Raw genomic sequence first — 25,399 nt, forward strand, 5'->3', positions numbered from 1 at the left:
TTGACCTTGGCTGCCGGTCCGCTCGGGTCCGAGCCCGGAGCGGTGAAGGCGCCGGGCTCGGCAACGAAGTTGGCAATGCGATGGGGTAACGGCGTATCACCGCGAGCGGTTTTACGCCCTGGGCGGATCAGGCTTCGGCCGCATCCGCATCCTCCGCCTTGCGGTGCATCCACTGATACAACGCCGGCAGCACCAGCAACGTCAGGGTGGTGGACGAGAGAATGCCGCCGATCACCACCGTGGCCAGCGGCCGCTGCACTTCCGCGCCGGTGCCGGTAGCCAGGGCCATCGGCACGAAGCCCAGGGAAGCCACCAGCGCCGTCATCAGCACCGGTCGCAACCGGGTCAGCGCGCCCTCGCGGATCGCCGCGTCGAGGCTGCGGCCCTCCTCCCGCAGGCTGCGGATGAAGGAGATCATCACCAACCCATTGAGCACCGCAACGCCCGACAAGGCGATGAAGCCGACGCCGGCGGAGATCGACAGCGGGATGTCCCGCAGCCACAACGCCACCACGCCACCAGTCAGGGCGAAGGGAATGCCGGTGAACACCACCAGGCCGTCGCGCAGGTTGTTGAACATCATCATCAACAGTGTGAAGACCAGCAGCAGCGCCACCGGCACCACGACCTGCAGACGTTGCGCGGCCGATTGCAGCTGTTCGAACTGGCCGCCCCAGGTGGTCCAATAGCCGGCCTGCAGCTTCACTTGCTGCTCGATCTTTCCACTGGCCTCCGAAACGAAGGAGCCGATGTCCCGTCCGCGCACGTTGGCGCTGACCACCATCAGGCGCTTGCCGTTCTCGCGGCTGACCTGGTTCGGCCCTTGGATCAGTTCCAGGCGCGCCACTTCGCCCAGGGTGATGAAGCCGATGCGCGAGTCCGTGGCGCTGGCCGGGGCCGGCACCGGAATCAGCATGCGCGACAGAGCATCGATGTCGCTGCGCAGGTTCTCCGGCAGGCGCACGATCAGGTCGAAGCGGCGGTCGCCCTCGAACAGCGTGCCGGCCTGGCGACCGCCCACGGCCACCGCTACGGTGTCCTGGATGTCGCCGATGTTGAGCCCGTAGCGGGCGGCACGCTGGCGGTCGATGTTGACCGTGAGCACCGGCAGGCCGCTGGTCTGCTCGACCTTCACTTCCGAGGAGCCCCGCACCCGGCGCAATACGCCGGCGATCTGTTCGGCGGTCTGGTTGAGCACCGCCATGTCGTCGCCGAAGACCTTGACCGCCACGTCGCTGCGCACGCCGGAAATCAACTCGTTGAAGCGCAACTGGATCGGCTGCGACAGCTCGTAGGCGCTGCCTGGCACGCCGTTGGCGGCGTCCTGGATTTCCGCTTCCAGCTGCGCGCGGGACTTGTCCGGGGCGGGCCACTGGTCCTTGGGCTTGAGCATCACGTAGGCGTCGGAGATGTTCGGCGGCATCGGGTCGGAGGCGATCTCGGCGGTGCCGGTGCGGCTGAACATGCGCTCGACCTCCGGCACCTTGGCCAGCACCTGCTGCTCCAGGCGCTCCTGCATCGCCACCGACTGCGACAGGCTGGTGCCCGGCGTGCGCAGCGACTGCAGGGCGAAGTCACCCTCGCCCAGGCTGGGCACGAACTCGCTACCCATGCGGCTTGCCAGCAATGCGGAGAGCACCACCAGCACGGTGGCGCCGGCGAACACCCAGCCACGTCGCGCCATCACTGCGTCCAGCACCGGCTCGTAGGCACGGCGCGCACTGCGCATCAGGACGTTTTCCTCTTCCTTGACCTTGCCGCTGATGAACAGCGCAATGGCCGCCGGCACGAAGGTCACCGAGAGGATCATCGCCCCCAGCAACGCCAGCACCACGGTGAAGGCCATGGGGTGGAACATTTTCCCCTCGACCCCGGTGAGGGCGAAGATCGGCAGGTACACCACCATGATGATCAACTGCCCGTAGATCAGCGCGCGACGCGCTTCCTTCGAGGCGGCGAAGACTTCGTGCATCCGCTCGCTGCGGGTCAGCATGCGGCCGTGGTGCTGCTGCGCGTGGGCCAGGCGGCGGATGGCATTCTCGACGATCACCACGGCGCCGTCGACGATGATGCCGAAGTCCAGCGCACCGAGACTCATCAGGTTGGCGCTGATGCGGTTGCCGAACATGCCGGTAAAAGTGAAGAGCATCGCCAGCGGGATCACCATCGCCGTGATCAGTGCCGCGCGAATGTTGCCCAGGAACAGGAAGAGGATGGCGATCACCAGGATCGCACCCTCGGTGAGGTTGCGCTTCACCGTGGCGATGGCCTTGTCCACCAGCTGGGTGCGGTCGTAGACGGTGACTGCCTTCACCCCCGTCGGCAGGGTGCGGTTGATCTCCGCAAGTTTCTCGGCGGCGGCGCGGGCGACGGTGCGGCTGTTCTCGCCGATCAGCATGAACACGGTACCGAGCACCACTTCGCGGCCGTTCTCGGTGGCGGCGCCGGTGCGCAGCTCGCGGCCCAGCTCCACTTCGGCGACGTTGCGCAGGCGGATCGGCGTGCCGTCGACGTTGGCCACGACGATGTTGGCGATGTCTTCCAGGCTGCCCACCTGCCCGGGCGCGCGCACCAGCAACTGCTCGCCGTTGCGTTCAATGTAGCCGGCGCCGACGTTGGCGTTGTTGCGCTCCAGCGCGGCGATCACGTCCGCCAGGGTCAGGCGGTAGGCGGCCAACCGGCGGGTATCCGGGGCGACCTGGAACTGCTTGGCGAAGCCGCCGATGGTGTTCACCTCGGCCACGCCGGGTACGTTGCGCAGCTGTGGCTTGACCACCCAGTCCTGGATCACCCGCAGGTCCGTGGGCGTGTAGGGCGTCCCGTCCTCCTTGCGCGCGCCCTCCTCGGCCTCGATGGTCCAGAGGAAGATTTCACCCAGGCCGGTGGAGATCGGCCCGAGGGCGGATTCCACGCCTTCGGGCAACTGTTCGCGGGCCTGCTGCAGGCGCTCGTTGACCAGTTGGCGGGCGAAGAACAGGTCGGTGCCGTCCTTGAAGATCACCGTCACCTGGGACAGCCCCGAGCGGGAGATCGAGCGGGTCTGCTGCAACCCCGGCAATCCCGCCATGGCGGTTTCCACCGGGTAGGTGACGCGCTGCTCGGTCTCCAGCGGGGTGAAGCCCGGCGCCGAAGTGTTGACCTGCACCTGCACGTTGGTGATGTCGGGCACCGCGTCGATGGGCAACTTCTGGTAGCTGGCGATACCCAGGCCGGCCATGCCCAGTACGGCGAGCAACACCAGATAGCGCTGCTCGATGGCGAAACGAATGATGCGTTCGAACATGCTGGCGTCCCGTCAGTGAGCGTGGGAAGCCGAGCTTTTGCCCAGCTCCGACTTGAGGACGAAGCTGCCCTCGCCCGCCACCTGGTCCCCTGCCGCAAGCCCCGCGAGCACCTCCACCTTGCCGGCGCTGCGCATGCCCAGGTCGACCGGGCGCACGGCGAAGCCTTCGGCGTTGCGCACGAAGACGCTGGGCTTGCCCTCCACCTCCTGGATCGCCTGTTCCGGCACCGCCACCGCCACCTGCCGTGCCCGATCGCTGACCCGCACGTTGACGAACAGGCCGGGGCGCCAGGCGCCGTCGGGGTTGGCCAGGGTGACGCGGGCCACGGCGCTGCGGGTCTGCTCGCCGAGCAGGTTGCCGACATAGCTCACGCGGCCGTCGACCTGCATGCCCAGGTCCGCCGCCTCGACCCGCGCCGGCTTGCCCACCTGCACCCGCGCCAGGTCCTGCGGGGCGACGCTGAAGGTGGCCCAGACCCGCGACAGATCGGACAGGGTGAAGGCGGCGGTGGCCTCGCTGACCACCTCGCCCGGCACCAGGTGCTTCTCCACCACCACGCCGTCGAAGGGCGCGCGCAGCTCGTAGCGATTGCCGCCGGCGCTGGCCGACACGCCGCTCAGGGCATTGGTCTTCTGCCGGGCATTGGCCAGGGCGATCTGCGCCTCCTCCAGGTCCTGCCGGGCTTGCAGGTAGTCCTGCTCGGCGGAGATCTTCTCCTGCCAGAGTTCACGCTCGCGCGCGAAGGTCTTGCTCGCCAGGCTCACCCGGCGCTGGGCCGCGGCCAGCTCGCTGCGCAGTTCGGACACCTGCTGGCTGGCGATCACCGCCAGCAGCGCGCCCTGCTTCACGCGCTGCCCGAGTTCCACTGCCACCGACTCCACCACGCCCGGCGTGCGCGGCACGACGTGGGCGGTGCGGTCCTCGTCGAAGCCGATTTCCCCTGGCAGGCTGAAGGCCTCGTCGAGGGACTGCGGGCCGGCGCTCACCAGCTGGATACCGGCAGCGCCGATCTGCTCGGCACTCAGGTGCAGGCCTTCGCCCTCCGGCTCGGCCGACTCGGCATGGGCATGCTCGCTATCGGCGTGACCGGCGGATTCGCCATGACTGGCCGAGGCGGAACTGCCGTGGTGTTCACCATCGGCATGCGCCGCATCGTCCTGGTGCCCGGCCGGCGGACGCTCGCCGATCTGCCAGGTGAAGGCGCTGACGCCCAGTACCGACGCCAGTATCAGGGCGCCGGCGAGGTGGGTTCTCTTGATCATGGGGACTCCGCGGAAGGTCCGGCGGCGACGCGCGGGCGTCAGGCGCCGGGACTGATGAATAGGGGATTCAGGTACCGGATCAGGTCGTGGATGCACCAGTGTCCGGTGGGCCATTGACGGGTCGGCGCAACGGCGGGCGTGGCCAGCAAGGCGAGCGCGAGGCCCAGGCCGGCGCGCCAGCCACTAGGGCGCCGCCGCACCGACATCGCCGTAGACCCGCTCGATCCGCCCCCAGGCATCGCTGACCTGGGCCAGGGCCTGGAGGTACTGGTCGCGGGCGGTGATCAGGGTGCGCTGGGCGTCGAGCACTTCGAGGAAGCTGAACTTGCCCATCTCGAAGCCACGGGTGGCGCTTTCCACGGCAGTCTGCGCGCTGGGCAGGATGGTGCTGCGGAAGGCTGTCACCTCCACCTGCGCCGTGCTCCATTGCTGCAGGGCCTGCTGGGTTTCCTGGCGCAGGCGCAGTTCGGTGGCGTTGCGCAGGTCGCGCGCCTGGTCGGCGCGGCGAGCCTCGGCGAGGATGTTGCCCTGGTTACGGTCAAACAGCGGCAACGGCACGCTCAGGCCGATCACCGCAATGCGGTCGCTCCTGCCATCCTCGATGGCCTCCTGGCTGCCGAGGCTAACGTCGAGGTCGGGGATACGCTGGGTCCTCGCCAGCGCCAGGGCCGCCTCACCCTCGTCGATGCGGGTCCGCGCCAAGCGCATTTCCGCGCTGTCGCCCAGGCGGCGCAGCAACTCATCGCTGTCGGGCAGGCGCGGCAGGCGGTCGGCGACGGCGCTGCGTACCGCGCTGAAATCCGCTGCCGGCAGGCCCATCAAGGCGGCCAGGTTCTGATAGGCATCGGCCCGTTCGCGCCGCGCCCGCTCCTGCTCCAGGCGCACCTCGGCCAGTTGCACTTGCGCACGGTTGGCTTCCAGCGGCGCGGCCTTGCCGGCACGCACCCGCCCTTCCGCCGCCGTTACGCCGCGCTGCGCCAGCGCCTCTGATTGTTGCGCCAGGCGCTCTCGCTCCTGGGCGCGCAAGGCGCCGTAGAAGCCGGCAATCACCGCACCACGCAGCTCATTGCGGCGCACCTGAACAGCCAGCGCGGCGGCGTCCTGGCCGCGTTCGGCCAGCGCCACCCGCGCACCGCGTTTGCCGCCCAGCTCCAGAGGCTGGCTGATGCCGACGGTGGTGGTGCGGTTGGCGGATTCGGTGCCCTCCTGCTCCCAGGACAAGGTCGGGTTGGGCAGCAGCCCGGCCTGTTCCCGCAGGCCCTGGGCGATGCCGATGTCGCGGCCGCTGGCGGCAAGCTCGGGATTGTTGGCGAAGGCGGCCCGCAGGGCCTCGTCGACGCCAATCTCGCGGCCCTGGGCCGCGCCGCAGAACAGCACCAGGGCCATGACCCAACAGGCCCTCGGCGGCCAGCGGAAAACCTCTCCAGAACGACTCGAACGCACAGTGAACCTCGCGCAGTGGATTTAACTTCGACGGCGCACCGTCATTTCCACCGGCGAATCTAGAAGCGCCTTTCTAGCGACAAGGTGACTGGATAATTACAAACATGTAATTAGCCAGCCGACTCACTCTCGTTGTATGTATTTAAAAAGGACCTTGCGCTGTTCCATGTAACTTCAGGAAACAATTGGCGAGTTTCAAGCGCCCTCCGAACAACCATTACATCCTAGTTAAATCAACAACTTACAGAATTAATACGCAACACTTCGCGCACTGCCGACACGATTGACCCTGAAGTCGCTACAGCTCTTAGACTGCACGCCCTCCACCCGCCACAGCGAACTTTCCTGCCGGTCTGAAATAGCGCGGCGCCATTATCGAAGTCATTACCGGGTAACTCACCAATGAAGATCCTGCTCATCGAGGACGACCACAAGACGGCCGATTATCTGCTACAGGGACTGAGCGAAAGCGGCTATGTGGTCGACCGCGCCGACAACGGCGTCGACGGCCTGCACCTGGCCCGGCAGTGCGCCTACGACCTCTTGATCCTCGACGTGAACCTGCCGCAGATGGATGGCTGGGAAGTGCTGGCCAGCCTGCGCCAGCAGAGCGACATGCGGGTGATGATGCTGACCGCCCGCGGCCGCCTCACCGAGCGCGTCAAGGGCTTCGACCTGGGTGCCGACGACTACCTGCTCAAGCCCTTCGAGTTTCCCGAGCTGCTGGCGCGGGTGCGCTCGCTGCTGCGCCGCAGCGAACGTATCGAGCAGCCCCAGGTGCTGCAGATCGGCGGCCTGGAGCTCGACCCTGGCCGTCACCGTGCCTATCGCGACAGCCAGCGCATCGACCTGACCAGCAAGGAGTTCGCTCTGCTGCACCTGCTGATGAGTCGCAGCGGCGAAGTGCTTTCGCGCACCCAGATCATCTCGCTGGTCTGGGACATGAACTTCGACTGCGACACCAACGTGGTGGAGGTCACCGTCCGCCGTCTGCGGGCGAAGATCGACGATCCCTTCGCGGACAAGCTGATCCACACCCTGCGCGGCGTCGGCTACGTGCTGGAAGCACGGACGTGAAGCCGGCCAGCCTGTCGCTGCGCATCGGCCTGTGGGTCGGGCTGCTCGGCTCGGTGCTGATGCTCCTGCTGGTGGCGCTGGCCTACCTGGCGCTCGATCACCAGCTGGATGTCCGCGCCATGCGCGCCCTGGAGGACAAGCTGGGACAACTGCGCCACAGCCTGGACGTCGACCCCGGCCTCGCAGCCCTACCCCTGCGCGGTTACACGCTGAAGGATCAACTGATGGGCCACGACACCCTCAGCGCCGCGCTGCTGGGGGTACGGCACGGCCAGCCGGCGCTCTTCAACAGTGGCCGGGAGGCGGACCTCGCCACCCTGGACGATTTCGCCGGCAGCGGCCCGCCCTTCGGCTGGAGCACCGAGGATGGCCGTCGCCTGCTGACCGGACGAAGCCTGGTGCGACTGCGCGACGGCAATTCCGTGCGGGTTTTCCTGACCCTCGACCGCCGCGACGACGACGCCCTGCTCGGCGCCTTCCTGCGCTCTGCGCTGCTGGCGATGCCGCCGTTGCTGCTGCTGATCGCCCTGGGCGCGCGTCTGGTGGCCAAGCGTGGCCTGCAACCCTTGCGGCGTTTCGGCAAGGTCGCTTCGCTGGTTTCCACCGAGGACCTCAGCCATCGCATCCCGGTGCAGCGCCTGCCCCGTGAACTGGGCGACGCCGCGCGAGCGCTGAACCTGATGCTGCACCGTCTGGACAATGGCGTGCAGCAGCTCACCCAGTTCTCTGACGAACTCGCCCATGAGCTGCGCTCGCCGATCAGCAACCTGCTGGGCAAGGCCCAGGTGACGCTGTCGCGGCCACGGCAGAAGGAAGAATACGAGGCGGTACTGGCCTCGGGCATCGAGGAGCTGGAGCGGGTCACCCGCATCGTCAGCGACATGCTGTTCCTCGCCCAGGTCAGCCACCCCAAGGCGTTGCTGCCCAGGGAACCGGTGCGGCTGGATGAGGAAGCGCACAAGGTCGCCGAGCTGTTCGCCTTCAGCGCGGAAGAGAAGGCCCTGGCGATCGATATCGACGGCCACGGCTGGGTGCTGGGCGACCGCCTGATGATCCAGCGGGCCATTTCCAACCTGCTGTCCAACGCCATCCGCCATACGCCCGCAGGCGGGCGCATCCGGGTGCGCGTCGAAGCGGCTCAGGACGCGGTAGCCCTCCGGGTGGAGAATCCCGGTGCGGGTATCGCGCCACAGCACCTCGCGCAACTCTTCGAGCGCTTCTATCGGGTGGACAAGGGCCGCTCGCGCGCCGACGGCGGCACCGGACTGGGGCTGGCCATCGTGCGCTCGATCATGGAGCTGCACCAGGGCACGGCCAGCGCCGAGAGTTCGGAGCAAGGCCCGACGCGCTTCTGCCTCAGCTTTCCGCCCTTGCCGGAGTGAAGTCCTCAACGGGTGGTGCGGCAGGCCACCCGCTCGGCGCGGTACTCGATGGTCTGCAGGTCGCCGAAGGAATCCTTGTAGCTCATCTGCACCGGCACCACGCCGCAGTCGCTGCTCATGGGCGTCACTGCCACCACTTCGGCGATGTCCAGGTTCATGCCGTAGGTGTACTGCTTCACCTCGGCCAGTTGCTCCGCGCTGGTCTGGCGAGCCTGCATGACCTGCAGGCGGGCCTGTTCCATGCGGGCGAAGGTGATATCGCCGCCGCCATCGGCCAGCGCCAGGGTGGACGTGCCCAGCAGGGCGGCGAGCAGGAGTACGCGTTGCAGTTTCATGGCAGTCACCTCGTCGGTGTGGTGGGGAATGACTCCACCTTACGGCGCGGTCCCTAACGGCAAGCTGAGGCCAGCATGACGATTCGGTAATCCTGCCGATTCAATCGTTGCCGCCGCACCAGGCCGCCCTCTACACTGCGCACCATGAGTCGTCGCCTGCGGTTATTGATCATCCTGCTGCTCAGCCTTGCGCTTCCCCTGACCGGGATGGCGGGCATCGAGGCGCCGACCGAACCCTGCCCGATGCAGAGCTTGGACATGACCCAGATGGCGGGCATGGACCAGGACTGCTGCCAGGACCTGGGCAAGATGACCCAGCACGGCAAGAAGGACTGCAAGAGCGGGCAGGAATGCAAGACCGGCAGCCTGTTGCAGGTCAGCGTCCTGAAGACCGCGCCTCCCGCCGCTACGCCCCAGCGCCCCGCGCCCTATACCGAAGTAGTCCTCAGCCAGGCGCCTGCCGACCTCTGGCGACCTCCCTGCACCTGATTCCTCTCTCGATCTGAACCCCGCCCGCGCCCCTGGTGGCTGCCGGGTGGCTTGCGCCTATGCGCTGGTTTTCCAGAGGAATCCACATCGTGACGCCCATCCGACTCCATCCGGGCTGGATGCTGTTCGCCCTGCTGTCCAGCCTGTCCGCCCAGGGTGCGTCCCTGTCGCTGGACGACGCCCTGTTGCTGGCCGAACGCAACGCCCCGTCCCTGCTCGCGCAGAGCGAAAAAGTCTCGGCGGCGAAAAGCGCCGCCATCCCCGCCGGGGAATTGCCCGACCCCAAGCTGAACCTGGGCCTGCAGAACGTCCCCATCGAGGGTGAAGAGCGCTGGACCACCCAGCGCGACAACATGTCGATGCAGGTGGTGGGCCTGATGCAGGAGGTGCCCAACCGCGACAAGCGCAAGGCCCGCATCGAGACAGCGCAGGCCGCCGTGGAACGCGCCGACGCCGAGGCCGGCGTCGAGCGCCTGAAGGTCCGCAGCGCTTCGGCGCAAGCCTGGATCGCGGCCTATACGCTGCAACGCAAGCTGGCCATGTTCGATGATTTCTACCGCGAGAACCGCCTGCTCGATGCCACCGTCCGCGCCCGCCTCGCCAGTGGCAGCGCGAGCACGGTCGATGCGGTGGCGCCGCGCCAGGAAGCCGCGCTGCTGGATGAGCAGAAGGATGACCTGCTGCGCCAGGCCACCCAGGCGCGGGCGGCGCTCAAGCGCTGGATCGGCCAGGACGCGCCGCCGGAGCTGGCGGGCGACTTCCCGCATTGGCCCATCGATGCCTCCCACTCCTTGCAGGCACTGCACCAGCACCCGGAACTCGCCGCCTACGGCCCCATGACCCGCGAGGCCGAAGCCCTGGTGCGCGAGGCGGTGGCCGAGAAGAAACCGGACTGGAGCTGGGAGGTGGATTACCAGCGCCGTGGCCGTGAGTTCGGCGACATGATGACGTTGCAGGTCAGCTTCGACCTGCCGCTGTTCACCGGCACGCGCCAGGACCCGAAGATAGCCGCGCGGCGCGCCCAGGTCCGGCAGCTGGAGGCCGAGCGCGAGGCGCTGGCCCGCGAGCACGAGCAGCAACTGGAGGACGACCTGGCCGAATACCGGCGCCTGCAACGCGCCGTCGAGCGCAGCAGCGCAACCCTGGTGCCGCTGGCCGAGGAAAAGGTGCGCCTGGCCCTGGCCGGCTACCGCGCCGGCAAGACCGGGCTCGACGAGGTGGTCAGCGCGCGCCGGCAACAGGTCGAGGCACGGCTGCGGCAGATCGACCTGCAAGGCGCCCTGGCACTGGTCGCGGCGCGTCTCTACTTCACCTACGAGGAGGGCCGCACATGAGCCGTTTCCCTGTGAAAACCTCCCTCCTGCTGGTCGTCGCGCTGTCCGCCGGCGGCGCTGGCGGCTACTGGCTCGCCCAGCAAGGGCACGCCCCGGCGAGCGCTGCTCCCGCCAGCACCGAGCGCAAGGCGCTCTACTGGTACGACCCGATGGTCCCGCAGCAACACTTCGATGCGCCGGGCAAGTCGCCATTCATGGACATGCAACTGGTGCCGAAGTACGCGGATGACGCCGACAGCGCGGCGGCCGTTCGCATCGAACCGGGCATCCAGCAGAACCTCGGCATGCGCCTGGCCACGGTCAGCCGTGGCAAGCTCGACCGCAGGCTGCAGGTCACCGGCGTGCTGACCTTCAATGACCGCGACGTGGCCCTGTTGCAGGCGCGCGCCGGCGGCTTCGTCGAGCGCGCCTACGCCCTGGCGCCGGGCGATGTGGTGAAGGCCGGTGCGCCCATCGCCGACATCCTGGTGCCGGAATGGGCCGGCCTGCAGGAGGAATTCCTCGCCCTGCGCGGCGCCGCGGAACCGGCGCTGCTGGCGGCGGCACGGCAACGCCTGCTGCTGGCGGGAATGCCGGCCGCGCTGGTCGAGCAGGTCGCCCGCAGCGGCAAGGCCCGTCCGGTGATCACCCTGGGCTCGCCGATCGCCGGAGTGATCCGCGAACTGGAGGTGCGCCCCGGCATGAGCCTGGCGGCCGGCGCACCCCTGGCGCGGATCAACGGCCTGGGGCAGGTCTGGCTGGAAGCGGCGGTGCCGGAGAGCCAGGCCGGAGGACTCAAGGTCGGCCAGAGCGTCGATGCCCGTCTGCCGGCGTTCCCGGATCGCCCGGTGAGCGGCACCCTGGCCAGCATCCTGCCGGAAAACGACCAGCAGAGCCGCACCCTGCGCCTGCGCATCGAACTGCCCAACCCCGACGGCCAACTGCGCCCCGGCATGACCGCCCAGGTCAGCCTCGACCTCGCCGGCCAGGCCAGCGTGCTGCAGATTCCCAGCGAAGCGGTGATCCGCACCGGCAAGCGCAACCTGGTGATGCTGGCCGAAGACCAGGGCCGCTTCCGTCCGGTCGAGGTTCGCCTGGGCCAGGAAAGCGACGGCCTGGTGGCGGTCCTGCACGGGCTCGACGAAGGCCAGCGGGTGGTCGCTTCCGGGCAGTTCCTGATCGACTCGGAAGCCAGCCTGAAGGGCATCGAAGTGCGAACCGCCGAGCCTGCCGCCACGGCGCCCGCCGTGCATGAGGCGAATGGCCGCATCGTGGAAATCTCCGACCAGGGCCTGACCATCAGCCACGGCCCGTTCAACACCCTGGGCATGCCCGGCATGACCATGACCTTCGCCCTCGCCCGCCCGGAACTGGCGGCGGGCCTGAAGGCCGGCGATCGTGTCCGCTTCGGCGTCAGCCAGGGCGATGCGGGGTTGGTCATCGAGCAGGTCAGCAAGCAGGAGGACCGGCCATGATCGCCCGACTCATACGCTGGTCGGTGGCCAACCGTTTCCTGGTGCTGCTGGCCACGCTGTTCATCGTCGCCTGGGGCCTGTGGTCGCTGCGCAGCACGCCGATCGATGCGCTGCCGGACCTCTCCGACGTACAGGTGATCATCCGCACCAGCTATCCGGGGCAGGCGCCGCAGATCGTCGAGAACCAGGTCACCTACCCGCTGGCCACCACCATGCTGTCGGTGCCTGGGGCGAAGACGGTGCGCGGGTTCTCCTCCTTCGGCGACAGCTTCGTCTATGTGCTGTTCGAGGACGGCACCGACCTCTACTGGGCGCGCTCGCGGGTGCTGGAGTATCTCAACCAGGTGCAGTCGCGCCTGCCGCCCACGGCGAAAACGGCGCTGGGCCCGGACGCCACCGGCGTCGGCTGGATCTACCAGTACGCCCTGATCGACCGCACGGGCCGGCATGACCTCGCTCAGCTGCGCGCCTTGCAGGACTGGTTCCTCAAGTTCGAGCTGAAGACGGTGCCGGACGTGGCCGAAGTGGCCACCGTGGGCGGCATGGTCCGGCAGTATCAGGTCGTGCTCGATCCGGTGCGGCTGGCCAGCCTGGGCATCACCCAGGGCCAGGTGATCGAGGCGCTCGGCAAGGCCAACCAGGAAACCGGCGGCGGCGTGCTCGAACTGGGCGAAGCCGAGTTCATGGTGCGTGCCTCGGGCTACCTGAAGACCCTGGCGGACTTCCGCGCGATTCCCCTGCGCCTGGCCGCCAACGGCAGCCCGGTCACCCTGGGCGACGTCGCCAGCATCCAGCTCGGCCCGGAAATGCGCCGGGGCATCGGTGAGCTGGACGGCGAAGGCGAAGCGGTCGGCGGAGTGATCGTCCTGCGCAGCGGCAAGAACGCCCGCGAAGCCATCGTCCGGGTAAAGGACAAGCTTCAGGCGCTGAAGAGGAGCCTGCCCGAGGGCGTGGAGATCGTCACCACCTACGACCGCAGCCAGTTGATCGACCGCGCGGTGTCCAACCTCAGCCACAAGCTGATCGAGGAATTCATCGTGGTCGCGCTGGTCTGCGCCGCGTTCCTCTGGCACCTGCGCTCGTCGCTGGTGGCCATCGTTTCGCTGCCGGTGGGGGTGCTCATCGCGCTGATCGTCATGCGCCACCAGGGGATCAACGCCAACATCATGTCCCTGGGCGGCATCGCCATTGCCATCGGCGCGATGGTCGACGCGGCGGTGGTAATGATCGAGAACGCGCACAAGCGCGTCGAGGCCTGGCACGAAAAACACCCGGACACGCCACTCACGGGCGAGCAGCACTGGCGGGTGATGACCGAGGCGGCCGTGGAGGTCGGCCCGGCGTTGTTCTTCAGTCTGCTGATCATCACCCTGTCGTTCATTCCGGTGTTCACCCTGCAGGCGCAGGAGGGCCGCCTGTTCGGCCCGCTGGCGTTCACCAAGACCTACGCCATGGCCGGGGCGGCCGGACTTTCCGTGACCCTGGTGCCGGTGCTGATGGGCTACTGGATTCGCGGCCGCCTGCCCTCGGAGCAGCGCAACCCGCTCAATCGCTGGCTGATTCGCCTCTACCAACCGGCACTGGATGCGGTGCTGCGCCGGCCGCGCGCGACACTGGCGGCCGCGGTGGTGGTCTTCCTCACCGGGCTCTGGCCGCTGTCCCAGCTGGGCGGCGAGTTCCTCCCGCCGCTGGACGAGGGCGACCTGCTGTACATGCCGTCCGCCCTGCCCGGCCTCTCCGCGCAGAAGGCCTCGGAGCTGCTGCAGAGCACCGACCGCCTGATCAGGAGCGTGCCGGAGGTGGCCAGCGTGTTCGGCAAGGCCGGGCGCGCCGAGTCGGCCACCGACCCGGCGCCGCTGGAGATGTTCGAAACCACCATCCGCTTCAAGCCCAGGGATGAGTGGCGGCCGGGCATGACCAGCGAAAAGCTGGTGGAGGAACTGGACCGCGTCGTGCAGGTGCCGGGCCTGACCAACATCTGGATTCCGCCGATCCGCAACCGCATCGACATGCTCGCCACCGGCATCAAGAGCCCCATCGGGGTAAAGGTCGCCGGTACCGACCTGGCCGAGATCGACCGCGCCGCCCTGGCGGTGGAGCGGGTGGCCAAGGGCATTCCCGGGGTGACCTCGGCGCTGGCCGAGCGACTCACCGGCGGGCGCTACATCGATGTCGACATCGACCGCCAGGCGGCGGCCCGCTACGGCATGAACATCGCCGACGTGCAGGCCATCGTCGGCAGCGCCATCGGCGGCGAGAACGTCGGTGAGACGGTGGAGGGCCTCGCCCGCTACCCGATCAACGTGCGCTACCCGCGCGAATGGCGCGACTCGCTCGATGCGCTGCAGCAACTGCCGATCTACACCGCCCAGGGCGGCCAGATCACCCTGGGCAGCGTGGCGCGGGTGCGCATCAGCGAGGGACCGCCGATGCTCAAGAGCGAGAATGCCCGCCTCTCCGGCTGGGTCTACGTCGACGTGCGCGGCCGCGACCTGGCCTCGGTGGTGGCGGACCTGCGCCAGGCGGTGGAGCGTGACGTACAGCTGGCGCCGGGCACGAGCCTGAGCTACTCCGGCCAGTTCGAGTACCTGGAACGCGCCAACGCCCGGCTCAAGCTGGTGGTGCCGGCAACCCTGGCGATCATCTTCGTGCTGCTCTACCTGACCTTCGGCCGCTTCGACGAGGCGCTGCTGATCATGGCCACCCTGCCCTTCGCCCTCACCGGCGGGGTGTGGCTGCTGTACCTGATGGGCTTCAACCTGTCGGTCGCCACCGGGGTCGGCTTCATAGCCCTGGCCGGGGTCGCGGCGGAGTTCGGGGTGATCATGCTGATCTACCTGAAGAACGCCTGGGCCGAACGCCAAGGTCCGGGCGACGCCACGGCGCTGCTCGCGGCCATCCGCGAGGGCGCGGTACAGCGTGTACGCCCCAAGGCCATGACGGTGGCCGTGATCGTCGCCGGCCTGCTGCCGATCCTCTGGAGCAGCGGCACCGGTAGCGAAGTGATGAGCCGCATCGCCGTGCCCATGGTCGGCGGCATGATCACCGCCCCGCTCCTCTCCCTGTTCGTCATCCCCGCCGCCTACTGGCTGATGCGCCGTCGTCAGGCCGCTGCGGCAACCCAACCCCACTCTGGAGAAATCGCATGAACATTCGCTACCTCTCGGCAGCCGCCGTACTGCTCGCCCTTTCCGCCCCGGCGATCGCCGAGGACACTGCTGGTATGAACATGAGCGGCATGAAGATGAACGGCACGGACATGAGTGGCATGTCTATGGAAACCCCTCAAGCGACGCCCGCCGCCCACGCCGAAGGCACGATCAGGGCGATCGATGCCGCCCACGGCACGGTCACGCTGGCCCACGGCGCGGTGCCGGCCTTGCAGTGGCCGCCGATGACCATGGCGTTCAAGACCCGTGCGGGGCAACTGGACGGCCTGAAGGTGGGCGACAAGGTGGCGTTCGACTTTCGTACCGGCAACGGCGGCGCGTCGATCGTGAACATTCGCAAGCAATGACGCCCAGCTGAGGGCAGCACCTGTCCGCCGCTGATGCAGTGGGCAGGTGTCTCGACGCGACAGTCTTTTATTTCCTAAACACCAAGATAATTCAGATATATATTCCACCAGGTTATCAGGTAGACCGATTCATTCTTTCTCCGAATACCCCGCTTCCTGCCAGACTCGGCCTCGCCGACGGGCCACCCCCGCGGCTCTATCGCGGGCCTCTCACACCCTGAACGCCCGCTCACGATCATAGGGAAGCGCGCCGGATTGGCGCGTTCCGAAAGGAGCTGGAAATCCATGAAGAAACTCACTGCCGTTACCGCCCTCGCCCTGGCCGTACTCTCCGGCCTGGCCCACGCCGACCGCTTGGAGGACATCAAGAAGGCCGGCGTGCTGCGAGTCGCCGCGTTCGACAGCAACCCGCCGTTCGGCTTCGTCGATGCCAAAAGCAAGCAGATCGAAGGCCTGGACGTGGATTACGCCAAGGCCCTGGCCGACAAGCTGGGGGTGAAGCTGCAAGTGCTGCCAACCAACCCGGCCAACCGCATTCCGCTGCTGACCGCGAACAAGGTCGACCTGGTGCTGGCCAACTTCACCATCACCCCCGAGCGCGCCCAGCAGGTGGATTTCAGCATCCCCTACTTCTCGTCCGGCCAGCAGTTCATCGTCAAGAAAGGCAGCCTGAAATCGCCGGAAGACCTGAACAAATGGCGCGTCGGCGTGGACAAGGGCACGGTCAACGAAGGCGTGCTGCGGGAGAAATTCCCCGGCGCCAAGGTCATCGCCTACGACGACACCCCCTTCGCCTTCACCGCCCTGCGCAACGGCCAGGTCCAGGCCATCACCCAGGACGGCCCGAAGCTGATCGGCCTGCTGGCCAACGTGCCGGACAAGGACAAGTACGAAGTGCCGCCCTTCACCATCTCCAATGACCTGATCGGCGTCGGCATTCCCAAGGGCGAGACGGCCCTGACCGAGTTCGTCAACCAGAGCCTGCAGGACCTGGAAGCGAACGGCCAGGCGCAGAAAATCTACGACACCTGGTTCGGCCCGGACACCAAGACTCCGCTGGCGCGCCTGTACAGGATCGGCGACAAGAGCTGATTCCGCCGCCCGCACCGCACTACCGCACGCCCCACGCACCGTGGGGCGTTGCCGTTTCTTCCCCTTGTCGATGGAAACCTTCCGATGTTCGGCGAACTGCTCGCCCAAACCTATCTGAGCTGGTTGCTCGACGGCTTCCTGCTCACCCTCGGCATTTCCCTGTTCTGCTGCGCGCTTGCCACCTTGCTCGGCGCACCGTTGGCCGTGGCGCGGCAGGCGAAATCTCGCTGGCTGTCATGGCCTGCGCGAGCCTATCTCGCGCTGTTTCGCAATACGCCGCTGCTGGTGCAGCTGTTCTTCTGGTACTTCGGCGTGCCGGCGCTGCTGCCGGAAGACTTCGTAGTCTGGCTCAACACGCCCCATGAGCTGGGCGGGCTGAGCTGGCCGTCCTTCGAATTCCTCGCTGCCGCCTGGGGCCTGACGCTCTACACCACCGCCTTCATCGCCGAGGAGTTCCGCGCCGGGATCGCCTCGGTCAGCCCGCAACAGCGTGAAGCCGGCATGGCGCTAGGGCTGCGTCCGCTGCAGGTGTGGCGCTGGGTGATCCTGCCGCAGGCTCTGCGCACCGCCTTGCCGCCGCTGATGGGCCAGTACATGAACGCGCTGAAGAACTCCTCGCTGGCCATGGCCATCGGGCTCGCCGAGCTGTCCTACGCCTCGCGCCAGGTGGAGACGCAGACCTTCAAGACCTTCCAGGCCTTCGGCATCGCCACCCTGCTGTACATCGGCGCCATCGCCTTGATCGAGGCGCTGGGCCAGGCGCTCCAGCAGACCCGCCGCTACCGCCAGGGAGCCTGACATGGACTTCTCCGTCATCCAGGACAACCTGTCCTACTTCCTCATCGGCGCGTACCCGGACGGCCCGCTGGGCGGCGCCGCGCTGACCGTGATCCTGGCGCTGGCCTCCGGCATCGCCTCGGCCATCATCGGCCTGGTGCTGGGCATCGCGCTGTCGGTATTGCGCGGCAAACCACGCCTGCTGCTGGTGGCGTTCCTCGGGTTCTTCCGCGCCATCCCGGTGCTGATGCTGATCTTCTGGACCTACTTCCTGCTGCCCATCGTCCTGCACATCGACGTCCCGGCGCTGGGCACCGTGGTCTGCGCGCTGTCGCTGATCGGCGGGGCCTATCTGGCGCACTCGGTGCATGCCGGCATCGAGAGCCTGCCCAAAGGCCAGTGGGACGCCGCCCGCGCCCTCGGCCTGCGCCCGTGGCAGGTGCTGCGCCTGGTGATCCTGCCGCAGGCGCTGCCGATCATGCTGCCGTCCTTCCTCAACCAGTGGGTCTCGCTGATCAAGGACACCTCGCTGGCCTACGTGATCGGCGTCGGCGAGCTGTCCTTCGTCGCCACCCAGGTAAGCAACCGGGTGATGGTGCATCCCACGGAAGTCTTCCTGTTCGTTGCCCTGCTCTACTTCGTGCTGTGCTCGGCGCTGGACCTGCTGGCGGCGCTGTTCGCGCGGCTGACGCCGGACTACCGCAAGGCCGCCTGAGCACCACCATGAACGAAAAACCCCGCCGGCGAGGCGGGGCTGGTCGTGATCAGAGAATCGAGATCGGGTAGTCGACGATCAGCCGGAACTCGTTGACGTCACCCTCGGCCTGGTCGGCGTTGCCCCGGTGGATCGCCTCGCGCAGGCGCAGCGACAGGTCCTTGGCCGGCCCGGACTGCACCACGTACTTGGCTTCCAGGTTGGTCTCGTGGTGCTTGCCGTCCTCGCCGTAGTTGTAGCCACGGTATTGGCTGTCGGCTGCCATCTTCGAGCCGTCGATGCCATGGCCGTTGACGTAGCGCGCCATGAAGCTCAGGCCGGGTACGCCGTAGCTGCTCATGTTGAGGTCGTAGCGCGCCTGCCAGGATTTCTCTTCCGGGCCATTGAAGTCCGAGTACTGGATCGAGTTGGCGAGGAAGATCGAGTCGGCGGTATCGCCAGGCCCATTGAGGCCGAAGGCGACGTAGTCGAACGGCGTGTCGCCGTGGACCTTCTGGTAGGCCAGGGTGACGGTGTGCGCGGTGAGGAAGTTGTAGGCAGTGGCGAACGACCAGGTGGTGTTGCTGATCTCGCCGGCCTTGGCGCTGCCATCGTCGTTGGTGCGGTAGATATTGAAGTCGAAGTTCAGCGACTGCTGATCGGCCAGCGGCAGCGTGTAGTTGGCGTTGCCGTAGTACTGGCGCCACACGTCTTCCAACTGGGAGGCGTAGAGCGACAGGCTCAGGCTATCGTTGACCGCGTATTTGCCACCGACGTAGTCGATGCTGCTGGCCTCGACGTTGGCGTAGGAGGCCCAGATACCGTGGTCGCCATTGGTAGTGACCGGTCCGTTGCCGCCGGTGAAGTGGCCACCGTCCAGGTCCAGCCCGTCGATCTCGCTGCTGAGCAGGTTGAAACCGGTCGCCGTCTGCGGGAACAGGCGGCTGCCGCCAGCGGCAAACACCGGCGCCTGGGGTTGCAGGTCGCCCCAGCGCAGTTCGGTCTTCGACACCCGCAGTTTCAGCGCGCCTCCGGCGCGGCCGTATTCGCTTTCGGGGGAGCCGTCGTCGCGCACCGGCAGGTTGCCGGTGCCGGAGGTGCCCGCCCCGCCATCCAGGCGGATACCCCAGTTGCCGAACGCCTCGACGCCGAAGCCCACCGTGCCCTGGGTGAAGCCGGAGCTGTAGTTGAGGGTGAAGCCCTGGGTCCAGTCGCGGCGGTCGCGGGCGCCGGACTTGCGGTCGCTGTTGTAGTAGTAGTTGCGCAGCAGCAGGTTCGCGCTGCTGCCCTCGATGAAGCCGCTGGCCTCGGACTGGTCGGAAACGGCGGCCGCATGGGCCAACTGGAACGGAATGCCGGCGACCAATGCGCCGAGCATGGAGAGACGGAACGCGGACATCTTCTACCCCTTTGTTGGAATTATCCTGGCAGGTGTTCAAGCGCAACTGACGCAATGGTTCTTATGCTGTTTCTGCACGTCACAGAACGGGCCAAGAGATAACAATCCGGGTACTTCGCCACCAACAAGCCACGTCGATACTCAATATCAGAACAATCGATTCAGTATCCGCCGGGTAGGCCATTAAGATTGGCCCAGATGAACAGCACGTGCTGCCGGACGCCCGCTCCAGAGCGGTCGGCAGACTGCTCCACTTCATCGTCCTTTGGTTTGGCCGCCTCCCCCAGGCGGCTTTTTTTATTGCCCGCAAAAATGCTCAGGACGTACGTTCCGTTATTGATCGGGGGTTTCACGCGATGAACTATCGGCAGCACTTCGCGAGTTGTTATTCGAATCAAGCCTTGCTCTTCGCGCTGAACTGAAGCGCCGGTTCCCACATGTTCCGCCACGGGATCGGGCCACTTGCCTGGCGAAGCATCAGGGTCGTCCCAGTGGCTCGCGAATGCCCGCTTCCGCCGTTCGTCCCTTCCTTTCGGAGTCACTTGCGCAAAGCAAGTCATCGAATTAGATTACAACCATAATATTTAGCCAAGGCGCTTTCCCCTCCGCTTTGCAGAGGCCGTTTCAGAGCGCCCCAATTAGATGACGATATTAATCTAAAGAGGTTGACCGCCATGCGCAGAAGCCGCTTCGACCACATGCCCTGCCCCGTCGCCCAGGCGCTGGACCTGGTCGGCGACAGCTGGAACGTGTTGATCCTGCGCGAAGCCTTCTATGGCTCCAGCCGCTTCGAGCAGTTCAGCGCCCACCTGGGCATCGCCAGCAACGTGCTGACCCGCCGGCTGCGCGCCCTGGTCGACAGCGGCCTGCTCGAGCGCAGCCGCTACAACGACCACCCGCCGCGTTACGAGTACCTGCTTACCGACGCCGGCCGCGAGCTGCGCCCGGTGCTGCTGACCCTGCTGCAGTGGGGCCAGCGCCACGCCGCCGGGAGCGGCGCGGTGCAACTGATCGATACGCGCAATGGCCAGCCGGTACAGATCGCCCTGGTCGATGCCGAGAGCGGCGAGCCCATCGGGCCGCAGCACCAGATCCGCCGTCGCGACGGCGCCCTGCTTTCCCCCACCCACGCCTGAACGAACGGTAGCCGCCATGAACCAGCCCGTCTCCATTGTCTCCGCCCCGGCCGCCGACACGGTCAAACCCAGATCGCGCAAGGCGCTCAAGCTGGCCGTCGTTGGCGCGGCGCTGCTCGGCGTCGCCGCCTATGCCGGTCACTGGTGGCTCGACGCCCGCTTCCTGGAGGAAACCGACGATGCCTATGTCGGTGGTGACGTCACCGTCATCAGCCCACGCGTGGCCGGCTACATCACCGAGTTGAAAGTCAGCGACAACCAGTTCGTCCACGCCGGCGACCTGCTGGCGCGCATCGACGACCGCGATTACCGCGCGGCACTGGCCAAGGCCGAAGGCGCGGTGCATGCCGAGCAGGCGCTGCTGGTCAACGTCGATGCCCAGGCGGCGCTGCAGGACGCGCTGATCCGCCAGAGCCAGGCGGAAATCGATGCGGCCAGCGCCGAGGAAACCCGCACCCGCGACGACCAGCGCCGCTACGCCACCCTGGTGCGCACCAACGCCGTTTCGGTGGAGGCCGCGCAACGCGCCGACGCCAGTTGGAAAACCGCCCGTGCCAACAGCGACAAGGCCCGTGCCACCCTGCTCGCCGCGCGCCGCCAGCTGGACGTGATCCAGAGCCAGCGGCAGCAGGCCCAGGCCGCTCTGGAGCAGGCGGTCGCCGAACGCGACCGGGCCCGGCTGGACGTGGGCTACACCGAGCTGCGCGCGCCGGTGGACGGTTACATCGGCAACCGCCGGGGCCGGGTGGGCGGTTATGTTTCCGCCGGCACCCAGTTGCTCGCGGTGGTGCCCGCACAAGGACTGTGGGTGGACGCCAACTTCAAGGAGGACCAGTTGGCGCACATGAAAGCCGGCCAGGCGGTGACCATCGAGGCCGACATCCTGCCGGGCAAGGTCTTCCACGGCCACCTGGACAGCCTGGCGCCGGCCACCGGCGCGCAGTTCAGCATCCTTCCGCCGGAGAACGCCACCGGCAACTTCACCAAGATCGTCCAGCGCGTGCCGGTGCGCGTGCACCTCGACGCGGCGGACGGCAAGCTCGGCGACCTGCGCCCCGGCCTCTCGGTGGTGGTCGAGGTGGACACCCGCGAACACCGCCATGAAGTCGACCCGCGCGTGGCCCAGGAGCAGCGGCCGTGAGCTTCTGGTCGGATGACGTGGTGGCCGTCGAGAGCCTGTCCACCCGGCAGAAGGTGATCGCCTTCGCCTGCATGTGCGTGGGCATGTTCATCGCCCTGATCGACATCCAGATCGTCTCCGCCTCGCTGCGCGACATTGGCGGCGGGCTTTCGGCGGGCGCGGACGACATCGCCTGGGTGCAGACCAGCTACCTGATCGCCGAGATCATCGTCATCCCACTGTCCGGCTGGCTGTCCAAGGTGATGTCCACCCGCTGGCTGTTCGCCGCCTCGGCCCTGGGCTTCACCCTCACCAGCCTGCTCTGCGCCATGGCCTGGAACATCCAGAGCATGATCGCCTTCCGCGCGCTGCAAGGGTTTCTCGGCGGTTCGATGATCCCCATGGTGTTCACCACCGGCTTCCTCTACTTCGACGGCAAGCAGCGCGTGGTGGTGGCCGCCACCATCGGTGGAATTGCCTCCCTCGCACCAACCATGGGCCCGGTGGTCGGCGGCTGGATCACCGACATCTCGTCCTGGCCCTGGCTGTTCTACATCAACCTGGTGCCCGGCCTGTTCGTCGCCGTCGTGGTGCCGATCATGGTGCGCATCGACAAGCCCGACTGGTCGCTGGTGAAAGGCGCCGACTACCCGGCCATGCTGCTGATGGCGGTATTCCTCGGCTGCCTGGAATACACCATGGAGGAAGGCCCGCGGTGGAACTGGTTCAGCGATGACACCATCCTCGCCACCGCCTGGATCTCCGGCCTTACCGGCGTGGCCTTCATCGCCCGCAGCCTGACCTCGAAGAACCCCATCGTCGACCTGCGCGCCCTCAAGGAGCGCAACTTCGCCCTGGGCTGCCTGTTCTCCTTCGTCACCGGCATCGGCATCTTCGCCACCATCTACCTGACCCCGCTGTTCCTCGGCCGGGTGCGCGGCTACAGCGCCCTGGACATTGGCCTGGCGGTGTTCTCCACGGGCATTTTCCAGGTCATGAGCATCCCGATCTATGCGGCCCTGGCCAAGCGCTTCGACCTGCGCTGGATACTGGCGCTGGGCCTGGGCATGTTCGCCCTGTCGATGTGGGAGTTCTCCCCGATCACCCATGACTGGGGCGCCGCCCAGTTGATGCTGCCGCAAGCGCTGCGCGGCATGGCGCAGCAGTTCAGCGTGGCCCCCACCGTGACCCTGGCGCTCGGCTCGTTGCCGCCGGCACGGCTGAAACTGGCCTCGGGGTTGTTCAACCTGATGCGCAACCTGGGCGGGGCCATCGGCATCGCCGCCTGCGCCACCGTGCTCAACGACCGCACCAACCTGCACTTCCTGCGCCTGGCCGAACACCTGAACGCGCGCAACGAAGCCCTCGGCGACTGGCTGGCGCCGCACTGGGACGCCGCCGGGGAAGTCAGCCAGCAGGCCCTGCGGCAGCTGTGGAACCTGACCTTCCGCGAAGCGCAGACCATGACCTTCTCCGATGCCTTCCTGATCATCGGCGTGTGCTTTGCCGTCACGCTGCTGCTGATCCCGCTGATGCACAAGATCGCCCCGCCGTCGCAGCCGTCGGCCGACGCCCATTGAGCGGGCCGGAAATGAAAACAGGGTGACCCTGGTCGCCCAGGAATCACCCTGCCTGTATTGCCACGTATCAGGTCGGCAGCAGACCCGCCTTGGCCGCCATGGTCAGCGCCAGGTCCTCGATCATGTCTTCCTGGCCGCCCACGGTGCCACGGCGACCCAGCTCCACCAGCAGCTCGCGGGCGGAGATGCCGTAGCGGGCCTCGGCGCGCTTGGCGAACAGCAGGAAGGAGCTGTACACGCCGGCATAACCCAGGGTCAGTGCATCGCGGTCGAGGCGGATCGGGTGGTCCATCATCGGCACCACCAGGTCTTCGGCGACGTCCATGATGCGGTACAGGTCCACGCCGCTGTCCACGCCCATGCGCTTGAGCACGGCGACGAAGACTTCCAGCGGGGTGTTGCCGGCGCCGGCGCCCAGGCCCGCGACCGAGCCGTCGATGCGTGCGGCACCCGCCTCGATGGCGGCCAGGGAGTTGGCGATGGCCATGCCCATGTTGTGGTGGCCGTGGAAGCCGACTTCGGTGTTCGCTTTCAGCTCGGCGCGCAGCAGGCCGATCTTCTGGCTGACTTCATCGGGCAGCATGTAGCCCGCCGAGTCGGTGCAGTAAATGCAGTTGGCGCCGAAGCTTTCCATCAGCCGCGCCTGTTCCAGCAACTGCTCGGCGCTGACCATGTGCGCCATCATCAGGAAGCCCACGGTGTCCAGGCCCATCTCGCGGGACATGCCGATGTGCTGCTCGGAGACGTCCGCCTCGGTGCAGTGGGTCGCCACGCGTATGGTGGACACGCCGCAGCCGTGGGCCATCTTCAGGTGCTCGACGGTGCCGATGCCCGGCAGCAGCAACGCCGAGACCTTGGCCTGCTTGAGCTTGGGAATCACCGCCTCGAAGTATTCGCGGTCGGTGTGGGCGGGGAAGCCGTAGTTCACCGAGGCGCCGCCCAGGCCGTCGCCATGGGTGATCTCGATCAGCGGCACGCCGGCCTCGTCCAGGCCGGTGGCGACGGAAACCATCTGCTCCAGGCTGATCTGATGGCGCTTGGCGTGCATGCCGTCGCGCAGGCTCATGTCGTGCAGGCGGACCTTCTTACCTTGCAGGTTCATGGTGATTCTCCTTAGCGGGCCGGCAATTGCAGGGCGCCCTGGTGGGCTTGTTCGGCGAACATCTCGGCGGTGCGCAGACCGGCGGCGGTCATGATGTCGAGGTTGCCGGCGGACTTGGGCAGGTAGTCGCCCAGGCCTTCCACTTCCAGGTACACCGAGACGCGGTTGCCATCGAACACCGGGCCGTTGATCAACTTGTAGCCCGGCACGTAGCGCTGCACCTCGCGGATCATCTCGTGCACCGAGGCGCGGATGGCCGCCTGGTCCGGCGCGGTCGCAGTCAGGCAGTGAATGGTGTCGCGCATCATCAGCGGCGGCTCGGCCGGGTTGATGACGATGATCGCCTTGCCTTGCTTGGCGCCGCCCACCTGCTCGATGGCGCCGGCGGTGGTGCGGGTGAATTCGTCGATGTTCTTGCGCGTGCCCGGCCCGACCGAACGGGAGGACACGGTGGCGACGATCTCGGCGTAGTCCACCGGCTGCACCCTTGAGACCGCCGCCACCATCGGGATGGTGGCCTGGCCGCCGCAGGTGACCATGTTGACGTTCATCGCCAGGTTGCCGGCGTGCTCGGCGAGGTTCACCGGCGGCACGCAGAACGGGCCGATGGCGGCCGGGGTCAGGTCGACCATGATCACGCCCAGCGCGTTGAGCTTGCGGCTGTTCTCGGCGTGGACGTAGGCGGAGGTGGCATCGAAGGCGATGCGGATGTCGTCGTCCAGCACGTGCGGCAGCAGGCCGTCGACGCCGTCGGAAGTGGTCTTCAGGCCGAATTCACGGGCGCGCGCCAGGCCGTCGGAAGACGGGTCGACACCGACCATCCAGACCGGTTCGATCCACTCGGACCTGCGCATCTTCATCAGCAGGTCGGTGCCGATGTTGCCGGGGCCGATGATCGCGGCCCTGAGTTTCTTGCTCATGG

Annotated in this window: 21 protein-coding genes; 13 read left to right on the top strand and 8 right to left on the bottom strand. The window is 67.2% G+C overall.

The window, feature by feature from the left end; all coding sequences use genetic code 11:
* Nucleotides 1-127 precede the first annotated feature (127 nt).
* The 3 genes from O6P39_RS14780 to O6P39_RS14790 form a co-directional block, all read right to left on the bottom strand.
* Nucleotides 128-3,283 (bottom strand): CusA/CzcA family heavy metal efflux RND transporter, encoded by a 3,156-nt coding sequence (locus O6P39_RS14780; protein WP_275607258.1) that lies wholly within the window; start codon nt 3,281-3,283, stop codon nt 128-130.
* Between the two features lie 12 nt (nt 3,284-3,295).
* Entirely contained in the window at nt 3,296-4,546 is a 1,251-nt protein-coding gene (locus tag O6P39_RS14785; RefSeq protein WP_275607259.1) for an efflux RND transporter periplasmic adaptor subunit, read from the bottom strand.
* A 183-nt stretch (nt 4,547-4,729) separates the two neighbouring features.
* Nucleotides 4,730-5,932 (bottom strand): TolC family protein, encoded by a 1,203-nt coding sequence (locus O6P39_RS14790; protein WP_275607260.1) that lies wholly within the window; start codon nt 5,930-5,932, stop codon nt 4,730-4,732.
* A gap of 459 nt (nt 5,933-6,391) precedes the next feature.
* On the opposite strand from O6P39_RS14790, the gene O6P39_RS14795 reads away from it, so the two are divergent.
* Both O6P39_RS14795 and O6P39_RS14800 read left to right on the top strand, forming a co-directional pair.
* Nucleotides 6,392-7,066 carry a heavy metal response regulator transcription factor gene (locus O6P39_RS14795; protein WP_275607261.1) on the top strand — a complete coding sequence of 225 codons (675 nt, stop codon included), beginning with the start codon at nt 6,392-6,394 and terminating at the stop codon, nt 7,064-7,066.
* Complete coding sequence (locus O6P39_RS14800) at nt 7,063-8,448, top strand: heavy metal sensor histidine kinase (protein ID WP_275607262.1); 1,386 nt, start codon at nt 7,063-7,065, stop codon at nt 8,446-8,448. The genes O6P39_RS14795 and O6P39_RS14800 overlap by 4 nt, the downstream gene beginning before the upstream one ends.
* 5 nt (nt 8,449-8,453) lie before the next feature.
* On the opposite strand, the gene O6P39_RS14805 is transcribed toward O6P39_RS14800, so the two are convergent.
* On the bottom strand, nt 8,454-8,783 hold the full coding sequence (locus tag O6P39_RS14805; RefSeq protein ID WP_275607263.1) for a DUF2790 domain-containing protein: 330 nt from the start codon (nt 8,781-8,783) through the stop codon (nt 8,454-8,456).
* 144 nt (nt 8,784-8,927) lie between these two features.
* Between O6P39_RS14805 and O6P39_RS14810 the strand changes: the two genes are divergently transcribed.
* The 8 genes from O6P39_RS14810 to O6P39_RS14845 all read left to right on the top strand — a co-directional run bounded on the left by O6P39_RS14810 (nt 8,928) and on the right by O6P39_RS14845 (nt 18,161).
* On the top strand, nt 8,928-9,272 hold the full coding sequence (locus tag O6P39_RS14810; RefSeq protein WP_275607264.1) for a hypothetical protein: 345 nt from the start codon (nt 8,928-8,930) through the stop codon (nt 9,270-9,272).
* An 89-nt stretch (nt 9,273-9,361) separates the two neighbouring features.
* Nucleotides 9,362-10,606: a TolC family protein gene (locus tag O6P39_RS14815; protein ID WP_275607265.1), complete on the top strand. Its 1,245-nt coding sequence runs from the start codon at nt 9,362-9,364 to the stop codon at nt 10,604-10,606.
* Nucleotides 10,603-12,060: an efflux RND transporter periplasmic adaptor subunit gene (locus O6P39_RS14820; protein ID WP_275607266.1), complete on the top strand. Its 1,458-nt coding sequence runs from the start codon at nt 10,603-10,605 to the stop codon at nt 12,058-12,060. The genes O6P39_RS14815 and O6P39_RS14820 overlap by 4 nt, the downstream gene beginning before the upstream one ends.
* The gene (locus tag O6P39_RS14825) at nt 12,057-15,209 is read left to right on the top strand and encodes an efflux RND transporter permease subunit (protein ID WP_275607267.1); all 3,153 of its coding nucleotides are present in this window, start codon (nt 12,057-12,059) and stop codon (nt 15,207-15,209) included. Before O6P39_RS14820 ends, O6P39_RS14825 begins: the two co-directional genes overlap by 4 nt.
* Entirely contained in the window at nt 15,206-15,577 is a 372-nt protein-coding gene (locus tag O6P39_RS14830; RefSeq protein ID WP_275607268.1) for a copper-binding protein, read from the top strand. Before O6P39_RS14825 ends, O6P39_RS14830 begins: the two co-directional genes overlap by 4 nt.
* A gap of 285 nt (nt 15,578-15,862) precedes the next feature.
* A complete protein-coding gene (locus O6P39_RS14835; protein WP_275607269.1) occupies nt 15,863-16,669 on the top strand; it encodes an ABC transporter substrate-binding protein in 807 nt (268 codons plus the stop codon).
* An 84-nt stretch (nt 16,670-16,753) separates the two neighbouring features.
* Nucleotides 16,754-17,467, top strand: coding sequence for an amino acid ABC transporter permease (locus O6P39_RS14840; protein ID WP_275607270.1), 714 nt, complete (start codon nt 16,754-16,756; stop codon nt 17,465-17,467).
* Between the two features lies 1 nt (nt 17,468).
* Nucleotides 17,469-18,161 (top strand): amino acid ABC transporter permease, encoded by a 693-nt coding sequence (locus tag O6P39_RS14845; protein ID WP_275607271.1) that lies wholly within the window; start codon nt 17,469-17,471, stop codon nt 18,159-18,161.
* Nucleotides 18,162-18,210: 49 nt separating this feature from the next.
* Here the strand turns inward: O6P39_RS14845 and O6P39_RS14850 are convergent, their stop codons facing one another.
* A complete protein-coding gene (locus O6P39_RS14850) occupies nt 18,211-19,518 on the bottom strand; it encodes an OprD family porin (protein ID WP_345774678.1) in 1,308 nt (435 codons plus the stop codon).
* 182 nt (nt 19,519-19,700) lie between these two features.
* Nucleotides 19,701-19,988, bottom strand: a complete 288-nt coding sequence (locus O6P39_RS14855) for a hypothetical protein (RefSeq protein ID WP_275607273.1) — start codon at nt 19,986-19,988, stop codon at nt 19,701-19,703.
* 225 nt (nt 19,989-20,213) lie between these two features.
* On the opposite strand from O6P39_RS14855, the gene O6P39_RS14860 reads away from it, so the two are divergent.
* The 3 genes from O6P39_RS14860 (at nt 20,214) to O6P39_RS14870 (ending at nt 23,375) form a co-directional block, all read left to right on the top strand.
* Entirely contained in the window at nt 20,214-20,675 is a 462-nt protein-coding gene (locus O6P39_RS14860) for a helix-turn-helix domain-containing protein (RefSeq protein WP_275607274.1), read from the top strand.
* 16 nt (nt 20,676-20,691) lie between these two features.
* The gene (locus tag O6P39_RS14865; protein WP_275607275.1) at nt 20,692-21,816 is read left to right on the top strand and encodes an HlyD family secretion protein; all 1,125 of its coding nucleotides are present in this window, start codon (nt 20,692-20,694) and stop codon (nt 21,814-21,816) included.
* Between the two features lie 71 nt (nt 21,817-21,887).
* Nucleotides 21,888-23,375: a DHA2 family efflux MFS transporter permease subunit gene (locus O6P39_RS14870; protein ID WP_275611956.1), complete on the top strand. Its 1,488-nt coding sequence runs from the start codon at nt 21,888-21,890 to the stop codon at nt 23,373-23,375.
* Nucleotides 23,376-23,442: 67 nt separating this feature from the next.
* On the opposite strand, the gene dmpG is transcribed toward O6P39_RS14870, so the two are convergent.
* Nucleotides 23,443-24,477 (bottom strand): 4-hydroxy-2-oxovalerate aldolase, encoded by a 1,035-nt coding sequence (gene dmpG / locus O6P39_RS14875; protein ID WP_275607276.1) that lies wholly within the window; start codon nt 24,475-24,477, stop codon nt 23,443-23,445.
* A gap of 11 nt (nt 24,478-24,488) precedes the next feature.
* Complete coding sequence (locus O6P39_RS14880) at nt 24,489-25,397, bottom strand: acetaldehyde dehydrogenase (acetylating) (RefSeq protein WP_243807799.1); 909 nt, start codon at nt 25,395-25,397, stop codon at nt 24,489-24,491.
* Between the last annotated feature and the right edge of the window lie 2 nt (nt 25,398-25,399).

Origin of the sequence: Pseudomonas sp. PSE14 (assembly GCF_029203285.1) — a bacterium.
In the GTDB taxonomy this organism is placed as follows: Bacteria; Pseudomonadota; Gammaproteobacteria; order Pseudomonadales; family Pseudomonadaceae; genus Pseudomonas.

Bases quoted from the DNA above. Each gene is read 5' to 3' on its own strand.
- O6P39_RS14780 (WP_275607258.1), bottom strand. From the start codon at position 3,283: ATGTTCGAACGCATCATTCGTTTCGCCATCGAGCAGCGCTATCTGGTG.
- O6P39_RS14785 (WP_275607259.1), bottom strand. From the start codon at position 4,546: ATGATCAAGAGAACCCACCTCGCCGGCGCCCTGATACTGGCGTCGGTA.
- O6P39_RS14790 (WP_275607260.1), bottom strand. From the start codon at position 5,932: ATGGCCCTGGTGCTGTTCTGCGGCGCGGCCCAGGGCCGCGAGATTGGC.
- O6P39_RS14795 (WP_275607261.1), top strand. From the start codon at position 6,392: ATGAAGATCCTGCTCATCGAGGACGACCACAAGACGGCCGATTATCTG.
- O6P39_RS14805 (WP_275607263.1), bottom strand. From the start codon at position 8,783: ATGAAACTGCAACGCGTACTCCTGCTCGCCGCCCTGCTGGGCACGTCC.
- O6P39_RS14810 (WP_275607264.1), top strand. From the start codon at position 8,928: ATGAGTCGTCGCCTGCGGTTATTGATCATCCTGCTGCTCAGCCTTGCG.
- O6P39_RS14820 (WP_275607266.1), top strand. From the start codon at position 10,603: ATGAGCCGTTTCCCTGTGAAAACCTCCCTCCTGCTGGTCGTCGCGCTG.
- O6P39_RS14825 (WP_275607267.1), top strand. From the start codon at position 12,057: ATGATCGCCCGACTCATACGCTGGTCGGTGGCCAACCGTTTCCTGGTG.
- O6P39_RS14830 (WP_275607268.1), top strand. From the start codon at position 15,206: ATGAACATTCGCTACCTCTCGGCAGCCGCCGTACTGCTCGCCCTTTCC.
- O6P39_RS14835 (WP_275607269.1), top strand. From the start codon at position 15,863: ATGAAGAAACTCACTGCCGTTACCGCCCTCGCCCTGGCCGTACTCTCC.
- O6P39_RS14840 (WP_275607270.1), top strand. From the start codon at position 16,754: ATGTTCGGCGAACTGCTCGCCCAAACCTATCTGAGCTGGTTGCTCGAC.
- O6P39_RS14845 (WP_275607271.1), top strand. From the start codon at position 17,469: ATGGACTTCTCCGTCATCCAGGACAACCTGTCCTACTTCCTCATCGGC.
- O6P39_RS14850 (WP_345774678.1), bottom strand. From the start codon at position 19,518: ATGCTCGGCGCATTGGTCGCCGGCATTCCGTTCCAGTTGGCCCATGCG.
- O6P39_RS14860 (WP_275607274.1), top strand. From the start codon at position 20,214: ATGCGCAGAAGCCGCTTCGACCACATGCCCTGCCCCGTCGCCCAGGCG.
- O6P39_RS14865 (WP_275607275.1), top strand. From the start codon at position 20,692: ATGAACCAGCCCGTCTCCATTGTCTCCGCCCCGGCCGCCGACACGGTC.
- O6P39_RS14870 (WP_275611956.1), top strand. From the start codon at position 21,888: ATGTGCGTGGGCATGTTCATCGCCCTGATCGACATCCAGATCGTCTCC.
- dmpG (WP_275607276.1), bottom strand. From the start codon at position 24,477: ATGAACCTGCAAGGTAAGAAGGTCCGCCTGCACGACATGAGCCTGCGC.
- O6P39_RS14880 (WP_243807799.1), bottom strand. From the start codon at position 25,397: ATGAGCAAGAAACTCAGGGCCGCGATCATCGGCCCCGGCAACATCGGC.